The organism is Pseudomonas sp. BP01, assembly GCF_022760795.1.
Classification (GTDB): Bacteria; Pseudomonadota; Gammaproteobacteria; order Pseudomonadales; family Pseudomonadaceae; genus Aquipseudomonas; species Aquipseudomonas putida_Q.
Map to the genome: position 1 here is coordinate 1 of NZ_JAFBKA010000084.1, position 423 is coordinate 423.

At 66.0% G+C, this 423-nt stretch carries 1 pseudogene; it reads left to right on the forward strand.

The window, feature by feature from the left end:
- Nucleotides 1-423 (forward strand): annotated as a pseudogene (locus JOY50_RS28575) (type IV secretion protein Rhs); the annotation flags it as partial.

A 423-nucleotide genomic window follows, 5' to 3' on the forward strand; every position in this document is an offset into this window, starting at 1 on the left:
GCCTGACCGACATCAAGCGCGTGGTCAACAATGAGGCGGTCGAAACGCTCACCCAGTACCGCTACGACGAACACGGCCAGCTGAGCGCGGTGATCAACCGCAACGGCGACACCGTGCGCAGCTTCAGTTACGCCGACGGCCTGATGGTGACCCACAGCAACGCCCTGGGCCTGGGCTGCCACTACCGTTGGCAAACCCTGGGCGACAAGCCGCGCGTGGTCGAGCACTGGACCAGCGACGGCGAGCATTACCACTTCCGCTACGACCTCGACAGCCGCACCAGCTGGGCCACCGATGTGCTCGGCCGTGAGCTGCAAGTGCAGTACAACGCCGACCACCGCGTGGTCGCCAGCCGCGACTACGGTGGCGAACGTTACGCCATCGAGCTGGACGAGCACGGCAACATGGTCGGCCTGGGCCTGC